Source organism: Candidatus Thorarchaeota archaeon (assembly GCA_021498125.1).
Taxonomy (GTDB): Archaea; Asgardarchaeota; Thorarchaeia; order Thorarchaeales; family Thorarchaeaceae; genus B65-G9.
The window spans coordinates 22,933-31,748 of sequence record JAIZWL010000012.1 but is presented as its reverse complement, the minus strand read 5'-3'; the positions used below and the strand labels follow the sequence as shown (position 1 = coordinate 31,748).

The following is an 8,816-nucleotide window of genomic DNA, read 5'->3' as shown; positions in this document are numbered from 1 at the left end:
CCAGAACTATCCCATGATCCGGTTCTTGCACAAGACTGGAAAAATCCTTGAGAGCAAGCTCAACATGGCCGATGACGAGTACGTGTTTAGGCTCAAACTCTGATTGCAACAATATTCCGGTATTGTCACCATTTAGTATAGAACTAGGGTTGTCAACAGTCACAGAGAACTTGGGCATTCGTGGGCATAGAGGATAGGAAATTAAATACTCTCAACCACATCTCACGTATGGCCTCTACTATAACGGAGAGGTTGTTATTGCCCACTGCCGTTGGTGGGCGGACTATGGACCTACTGTCCAAGAAAGTCCAACTTGCAATCAACGGTACGAATCAAATCGGTATCTATTCAGTCCATGAGCGTTAGACAGGCAACACTTGTCATCCACATTCAAATCTAAAAGTTAATTAGTGTGGGAATCAATGTGGGTATGGGTATTACAATGGGCACAGAACGAATTGACGAAAGAGGTCGAATAACTATTCCTAAAGATGTGAGAGATATGGTTGGACTCAAGGCAGGTGACCCCATAATTATCTCTGCCAAAGGTGATAAAGTGACCTTGACGAAGGCTGTAGATGTCAAGACGTTCATCCAGGAATTACGCGGCTGTATCACTGTCAAGGGTGACATTGATCCATTAGATCTCAAACATATATGGAGAACTGTGCCATGATCATCGTTGACTCAAACATATGGGCGTATTATTTTGATGTCACCCAACCCGAACATGTTTCAGTCATTCAACCATTGGAATCCCTATTGCACAGAAGTCAAGCGGCTATTAGTGCAGTCATTGCTCTTGAGACATTTCATTATCTTATCAAGCGTCTAGGCCCTCGGGTGGGGGCTGAAAAAGCACGAATCTTTATGGGATATAAGATGCCTCTCTACGAACTAGATCTGGCGACTGTCGAACTCACAGTCGAAAAACTTAGCCAATTCACACAGCTTGGGATCGGGGGTCGTGATGCATCGATTCTGGCCACTATGGAACAGGAAGGAATTAAGAAAATAATGACTCACGACTCTGCGTTCAAACGAGTGGATACCATCAAGGTAATCGATCCGATACAATAATTCATTGCTATGGTTGATCAAGACGGTTTGCGAAAATAGTTGAGTGAAACGTCCTGATAAAAGAACCAAGTGCATCATACATTATCCGCGATTTTGAAATTCTATTTATCATTCTTTGTGATCAACAGTAACTTGTATACCATCCACTGTTCACCATTACCTCTGTTTTGTCCTTTTCCTCTATCTCGGTTAATTTATCAGGATTCCAACAGAGAAGAAAATAATTTATATCATCAATCGAGATGTGGTCTACCACAATGAATGAACTGGATGCGGCCGAGTTATCTGCATTGTTTCCAGAGATAGTGGATGCCTTGGTCAAGAACGAGGTTGTCCTTGCCTATCTTTATGGTTCGTATGCAACGGGGACTGCTACTCCATTGAGCGATCTTGACATTGCCGTCCTGCTATCACCAACCACTCCCACCAGTCGTTACTACAAAATTTTGCTTGCCCTCACATATGAGTTGAGTCAACTTGTACCTGGTATTGAGGTTGACGTTCACTTTCTGAATTATGCGCCATCTGAATTCAGATATAATGTGATCACGCATGGTCGTGTCCTGTATTGCGAAGACGATCAGATACGAGCTGAATTTGAGACCGCTACTCTCGATGAATATTTGGACTTCAAATATTCTCTCGATATATATTATTACTATATGCGTAAACGGTTTTCAGAGAGTGACGCATCGTGAGAGTTGTTGATTCGATTAGAGAGCGTCTCTCTTGTCAGCAATTGGGCGATATGTCGAAAGGCTGATATCTTCTTAGGCTGGTCTGCATATCCTACGATTACGGATAGTGCCCCAACAAGAGTCTTTTAACGGAATTATTAAGGGGCCGAACCTGTAGAAGTGCTGGTAAGTGAAAGCTATGGATAGGCAGCAGGGTATTGATGTTCTCTTCAACCCACGCTCGATTGCAGTCATCGGGGCGTCAGCGACTAAGGGAAAACTCGGTAATGATGTGATGCGAAATCTGATCGACAGTGGATACGATGGTCGGATCTACCCCATCAATCCCCGTGGCGGCGAGATATTGGGCAGGACTGTGTATCGCAAGATCGGTGATGTCCCCGGCGAGGTCGATGTCGCAGTCATTGTCATTCCTGCCAGGTTTGTCTTACCCGTAGTAGAAGAGTGCGGGCAGAAAGGTGTAAAGGCCCTCGTCATTATTACTGCTGGATTCAAAGAGGTCGGTCATGAGGGGTTGGAGGCTGAAAAGAAACTCGTCGAGATTGCCGAGAAGTACGGCATGGTGATTCAAGGCCCCAACTGTCTAGGTATGATCAATCTCTCCCGTCCGTACAACGCATCATTCTCATCAGGCACCCCGGCCAAGGGGACGATTGCCTTTGCCTCTCAGTCCGGTGCATTGATGACCGGAATCCTCGATTGGAGCCTGATGGAGAAGATCGGGTTCTCCAAGTTCGTCAGTCTGGGAAATAAGGCCCAGCTCGATGAGGCCGACTTTGTGGAGGCCTTTGGTCGAGACCCCGACTCTACCTTTATCCTGCTCTATATCGAGTCTGTGGCCAATGGAAAGAAGTTCATGGAGGTTTGCAGGCGTGTTGCACCCAAGAAGCCGATCTTTGTTGTCAAGTCCGGTGTCAGTCAGGCCGGAGCACGAGCTGCCTCTTCGCATACAGGATCACTGGCTGGTAGCGACACTGCGTACAATGCAGCCTTCAGGCAGTGTGGTGTCATCCGTGCAGAGAGCATTGCAGAACTCTTTGGTGTTGCAAATGTGTATGATGACATGAAACTCCCTGCTGGCAATCGAGTGGCGATCGTCACAAATGCTGGCGGTCCGGGCATTCTCACCACTGATGCGTGTGAGGCCAGTGGGCTGGAGGTGACCAAGCTCTCTCAGGCAACGATTGACTATCTGAAGAAGAATCTTCCACCTGCCGCCTCTGTCTACAATCCAGTTGACGCTCTCGGTACGGCCTCTGCTGTGGACTACAAACTCTGTACTGAGGCTGTCCTTCGAGATGAGAACGTTGATGCTGTCATTGTTCTTCTCACGCCACAGGCCATGACCCAGATCGCAGAGACCGCACAGGCTCTTGTGGACGCCCACCACGAGTATCCTGACAAACCCCTTCTTGCCGTCTTCATGGGTGGCAACTCTATGGTCTATCCTCGTATCATTCTCACAGACGGTTCGATTCCCGTCTTTGACTTTCCTGAGCGTGCAGTCCACGCGCTTGCTGAGCTCTACAAATATACTGTTCGTCGTGACAGCCTGAAGGATGAGGCCATTCCTCAGTTTCCGGTAGATAAGGAGCGTGTCGCTGAGATCCTCGCAAAGGTCAAGGAAGATGGCCGGCGCGTCCTGTTAGGTAGTGAAGCACACGCCATTGCGGAGGCCTACGATATTCCGGTGGCTCGGATCCGCCTCGCAACGAACCCGGAGGAGGCACGCGCAGTCGCTGACGAGTTGGGCTATCCGGTCGTCCTGAAGATCTCAAGTCCGGACATCGTTCACAAGAGCGATGTTGGAGGTATCCGTGTAGGTCTCAAGACCCCCGAGGAGGTGGAGAGTGCCTTCCGTCAGATTATCGAGACCGTGACGGAGCACAAGCCAAAGGCACTCATCTATGGCGTGGATGTTCAGGAGATGGCCCCTCAAGGTCGCGAGCTTATTGTTGGCTGCTCACGTGATGTTCAATTTGGGCCGCTCATTATGTTCGGTGCTGGTGGCATCTTCGTCAATTATCTCAAGGATGTTGCATTCAGACTTGCACCGATGACACGTTCAGATGTAGGAGAGTTGATCTCCGAGACCAAGATCGCCACCCTGCTGAGGGGTGTTCGCGGTGAACCACCCTCAGACATGAACGCATTAGAGGACACGGTTCTCAAGATCAGTCAGCTCGTGACCGACTTTGAGGACATTGTAGAACTTGACATTAATCCACTGTTCGGGTATGAGCAGGGGAAAGGCGTTTGTGCTGTTGACGTGAAGATTACGATTGGAGAGTGATCACATGGTGCAGAATATTTTCATTGCCGGACACGGATCTACTGGAAAGACCCTTGTTGCTCTTGCATTGGCTGCTCGACTACGTGCTGCTGGCAAGACGGTCTCGTACTTCAAGCCGGTTGGTGAGAAGAGCTACGAACTCAGTGACGCCGAACACGCAGTAGATGAAGATGCTGCTCTGATGAAGGACTACCTCTCGATGGAGCAATCCCTTGATGCCATTTGTCCTGTTGTCCGGACTCGCGTGAGCCCTGACGAGTTCCTACGGGTGGGTCATGATGATCTTCTTGCGCGAATCAAAGAGGGGTATGATGCGGTCTCGAAGAATGTTGATTTTGTCCTCATAGAGGGGACGGCCAATGCTTGGGATCTGCTGCATGTGGACCTCTCATCGCCACAGCTTGCAAAGGAATTCGAGGCAATGGTGCTGTGTCTTGTTGATTTTCGTGACATTGATGCAATTGACGACGCTCTGTTGTTCAGGGACTTTTTCAGGCAGCACGGTATTGACACTCTTCATATCATCTTGAATATGGTGCCGCCTATGCTGATGCCCTCGGCGAGCACCACGATCGCCTCAGTACTGGAACAATTCGAGATGGACTATGTTGGAGCTGTTGTCCAACACAAGGAACTCTTCAGCCCCTCTATCCGCGATATTCTGCAGGCAGTCGAGGGAACTATGATTCTTGGCGAGGACAAGCTCGATGTTCTCATCACTGACTTCATGGTCGGGAACATGGCCCCTGAGAACGCTCTTGGCTGGTTCCGGCGGGCCACCGATAAGGCCGTCATCACAAGTGGTGATCGTGCTGATGTCTGTCTGGCCGCTCTTGAGACCGATACCAATCTGTTGATCCTGACGGGTAGCCTCGGCCCTGATGTTCGCACTCTGGCTCGTGCGCGTGAGACCGATACTGCCATCATGGTGACCGACAAGGATACCTTTACCACAAGTCAGCTTGTTGACGATCTCACCGGTTCTGTTCATCCCGGCGATACTGAGAAGATCGCAAATGTCGAGCGGATCATTGGAGCGGTTATAACTCCTTTTGCTTCTCTGTTGCTTGGGCAGTAGCAGTGTTTCTCTCCACTCGCGTCTTGTATCATATAGTACCATAGTCTGGATTCAGCAGTTGATGGGTTCCGTCCCGTGATGTCCGAATGTTAAGTAGTCCGGGTCCGAATTGACCATGTTTTGTGAGTACATTCTCGTGTGTGTATTGTACTTCGATCTGTCCGATAATATGTGGATAAAACAGCCTCTGCGTCCCATTTTTTCCAAGGTACGTCATCGAACGTCCTTAAATATGAACATATGAAATATCTTATTGAGATTGGTCACTCCTATGTTTGTAGGAAGGCTGGAGTATTCATTCAGAGAGAGGATGAAGTGAAGATGAGGAGAGGTGTCACCACTACCAGCCTTGCTTGTGTCGTTCTACTTACCATCATGCTTGGGATCCAGCTTGTTGCAGTCACAGCTTGGACTGCTGATGCGGCCAATGAGGGACCCAGCATTGTCATTCTGCAGCTGTCCGATGATCCGGACACGGCTTGGGCCGTCAATGACCTGATGGGCAGGTTGCATGGGTTCATCACCGACGACCCGTACTTTGTGGATCGAGTGACCGTACAAAAGACCAGTGATCCCTTTGTGGCCGAACACCTGGAGGGTGCAATTGTGATCTATGCTACACACGGAGGGCCATTGGGACTGGTCACCGGGCATAGATTGACGTCGTGGCCAGTCATGGCTCGGATCGTGGAGCGGTCCTCTGCAATCATGCACCTGTTCATGGCGTGCGACAGCAAGAACATCATCAGGTATGGTGACGAGGCGTCACACAAGAAGCTGTACACGGTACCGGGGGCGCGCCCGGCCGAGGTGACGAACGTGGAAATCACGGCTGCTGTGCTGCTGGCCTTGGGACACACCTCGGAAGAGGTGGAAGCATACCGAACGCGCGAGTTAACGAGAGCGAAGGACCTAGTGCAGTCAGGAACAAGTGTGCACATCATGGACTTTGAACAGGTGATTCTCAACGAGATCGATTATATTGACGATCACTATTCTGACACGTATACCGATACTCACAGAGTCTATCGTTATGCCGAAACAGTGACTTTCAGTGGAATCGGTTCTTTCTCTTCTCTACCCTTAGATCTTCAGCAGCTCATTATGCAATATTATAGTAATTATTGGATAGATCTTGGGGTCGGCTATGAGCCGGATCATCAGTCTCCCACTGACGTGTACATTGTTTACACAAAGAATTACTACTATGAGGCGACTTGGGTAGTTGACGTGCCCCCACCTGTGATTGATGATCCGCAACCTACTCCTGACACCGGAGATCCTGCACCCGATCCTGGTGATCCTACGCTCTATAGTACAACATACTTTGAGGCAGAGAGCGCAACTGGAGGTCATTGGGAATACGGTCCGGATATCTTCTCTGGGGGAACCTATTCTGGTGTTGTGAAATTTGCAGGCGATACGTTTCACTTTACTGAGGTCTGTGTGAACGTGACGGCCAGTGGGAGCGAGGTTGATAGTGTCGACTCAATCTCACTAAACATGGTGAGTCCTGGCGGTGTCTATGTCACAAAGCAAAAGGTCGATGGCGTCTGGCAGGAGCCAGTGACCGGTCGTACACAGGGTCGTACTGGAGGTCTGTGGACAGACCCCTGTACCCGTTGTGACTACGAGCGTGATGATAGTTGGCCCTATTGGAGTCACACCATTGTTTCTGGCCACCTGTACTCCAATGGTGAATACATCTATCCCACTGGAATTGAGGCGGGCCCGAACGGGTGGCGTGGAACCTCCTTTGTACGGACGCTCCCCTCCTATTTCCGCTTGAAGGACTTTGGCAGTTTTGCAGTTAACATGTCTATGCTCCACAACAATGATGGGCGTCGAATGGGCACTACCTATGTGAGTTTCTACGATGAGAACAGGAAGCCTGCCATCGTGCTTCAGATAACTGATGCCTGGGGCTACACGTCAGGTTCTGCAGCGCAAAGGGTCTACATGGCAGCACTATTCTATCGCGAGGATGGTTCGCGGAATTATCTTAGTACTGACTATTTCTACGGTGATTTCAACGGCATTGCTCAGATACGCTATGATCCTTTCCAAGGGCTGTTTGCCAACGTGCCCGGCAAGAATGAGGCCAGTCTGTACAAGTGGTTCGAGGTCAACGAGAATCGACTAATCAAGTACGTAGTGATTCAGTCCTCCAGATATGGCAGTTATCCTGAGCATGATGATCGGATCTACAATATTCGGCTCAGTTATGCGGGATCTGAGTATACAGTCTTTCATGACACCTGTAATGACATGAACGAGTTCCACAGTGATCCCACGTTCCCCTTTGGGGCACGAAGCGCTGGTGAGTTGGTCTCGCCTTCCGGCCAGAGCTACATGACATGGTCGAGCATCGCGACTGGGAGTGGCTGGCACGGCCCCGTCTATACGCACGTGCTGGACCGACCGTTCCGGCTCTACCAGCTCAGTGAGTTCAGTGTGGTGGGCGAACTGATCCAGAGTGCGAGTACGATGGGCAAGACCTACGTGGCGCTCTTTGACGAGAACAAACACATCGTGATGATGGTCTACTGGGGCGATGCGTGGGTCGGTGCCACCAAGGGCTGGTTCAACGTGTACTTCTATCCGCAGGACAGTTCCTCAGGCGCTCAGAGTTCCGGGTACCTGTACAGTTCGTTCAAGAAGACGGGGAAGCTATGGTGGGGACCCTTCCAGGGCGGACAGGGTGCGGTGTATGCGAGCATTAACGGGCAGAGTGATGGGTATCCGATTGCTGAATGCGACAATGCCTCCCGAGTCATCAAGTACGTGGCGATCCTGGGGTATCGATCCTCTAGTTACAACCTTGTGCAGATGCGCATCCACGACATCAACGTGGTGGCAGACCTCAACAGGCATGATCCCACTGCGCCCGACCCGGATAAGCCCGTATCTTTTGACGGAACAGGAACGGGAGTGACTGAACAGCCTAGTGCACTTGTTGAGGGTGTAAGTGCAGTTCTAAGTTCATTTCTACAAGCATTTGATGTCTATTGGGACCTGATCAATTTTTGGCCTCGTTTGTTTTTACAGTTTACTGGGCTGATTGACGGAACGCTAAAACTACTGGTTTCTACAGACCTCCGTGGAAACTTTCGAATACATACATTAAACATAGAGTCATCTGCTGAACACGAACACACAGAGGCAGAATTACAAAATGCAGCCACTGAAATGGAAACCCAATATAATGATTTCATTTCTCGTTTTGTTTTTCCCGTGGCATTCGGTCTGACTTTGGCTTTGGGATTGAAAGCAATAGAAACAGTGGCGTCCCCTTTGGTGATTGGTACGAATTTGGGTGTTTTGTTGGTGATGCTTGCTGCTTGGACTGTAGCATTCATATCTTATTTAGTGTATCTAAATTATATGGTGACAGAAGGACTGACCCATCCTTTCGCTGCCGCAGCAGCACTATTTGGATTAATACGTCTACTTTATCCGGGCATAGGCTATGCTCTTGGAATGGCGTGGTTTATGTTTGGGCTATGGACCTTGCTACGACCATTCGATGCGTTGCCTTCCGGTTCCCTCAAAATTGGTCTTTGGTTTGCTACAATAATACTACTGAAGATAGCAGTTTTGGTGACCTGCATCTATTATATCGCCAAGTTCCTGGCTATAGGTTTTGGGGTTTCTTGAGGTGGGAATT

At 49.5% G+C, this 8,816-nt stretch carries 6 protein-coding genes; all 6 read left to right on the top strand.

Translation table 11 applies throughout. From position 1 onward, the window contains the following. Positions 1–412 precede the first annotated feature (412 nt). The 6 genes from K9W43_14300 to K9W43_14275 all read left to right on the top strand — a co-directional run bounded on the left by K9W43_14300 (position 413) and on the right by K9W43_14275 (position 8,806). Positions 413–676, top strand: coding sequence for an AbrB/MazE/SpoVT family DNA-binding domain-containing protein (locus K9W43_14300; GenBank protein ID MCF2138399.1), 264 nt, complete (start codon positions 413–415; stop codon positions 674–676). After that, positions 673–1,080, top strand: a complete 408-nt coding sequence (locus K9W43_14295; GenBank protein ID MCF2138398.1) for a type II toxin-antitoxin system VapC family toxin — start codon at positions 673–675, stop codon at positions 1,078–1,080. The genes K9W43_14300 and K9W43_14295 overlap by 4 nt, the downstream gene beginning before the upstream one ends. 257 nt (positions 1,081–1,337) lie before the next feature. Then, entirely contained in the window at positions 1,338–1,778 is a 441-nt protein-coding gene (locus K9W43_14290) for a nucleotidyltransferase domain-containing protein (GenBank protein MCF2138397.1), read from the top strand. A gap of 178 nt (positions 1,779–1,956) precedes the next feature. Beyond that, positions 1,957–4,071 (top strand): acetate--CoA ligase family protein, encoded by a 2,115-nt coding sequence (locus tag K9W43_14285; GenBank protein ID MCF2138396.1) that lies wholly within the window; start codon positions 1,957–1,959, stop codon positions 4,069–4,071. A 4-nt stretch (positions 4,072–4,075) separates the two neighbouring features. Further along, positions 4,076–5,149 carry an AAA family ATPase gene (locus K9W43_14280; protein MCF2138395.1) on the top strand — a complete coding sequence of 358 codons (1,074 nt, stop codon included), beginning with the start codon at positions 4,076–4,078 and terminating at the stop codon, positions 5,147–5,149. A 315-nt stretch (positions 5,150–5,464) separates the two neighbouring features. Then, positions 5,465–8,806, top strand: coding sequence for a hypothetical protein (locus K9W43_14275; protein ID MCF2138394.1), 3,342 nt, complete (start codon positions 5,465–5,467; stop codon positions 8,804–8,806). Positions 8,807–8,816 lie beyond the last annotated feature (10 nt).

Bases quoted from the DNA above. Each gene is read 5' to 3' on its own strand.
- K9W43_14295 (MCF2138398.1), top strand. From the start codon at position 673: ATGATCATCGTTGACTCAAACATATGGGCGTATTATTTTGATGTCACC.
- K9W43_14290 (MCF2138397.1), top strand. From the start codon at position 1,338: ATGAATGAACTGGATGCGGCCGAGTTATCTGCATTGTTTCCAGAGATA.
- K9W43_14285 (MCF2138396.1), top strand. From the start codon at position 1,957: ATGGATAGGCAGCAGGGTATTGATGTTCTCTTCAACCCACGCTCGATT.
- K9W43_14280 (MCF2138395.1), top strand. From the start codon at position 4,076: ATGGTGCAGAATATTTTCATTGCCGGACACGGATCTACTGGAAAGACC.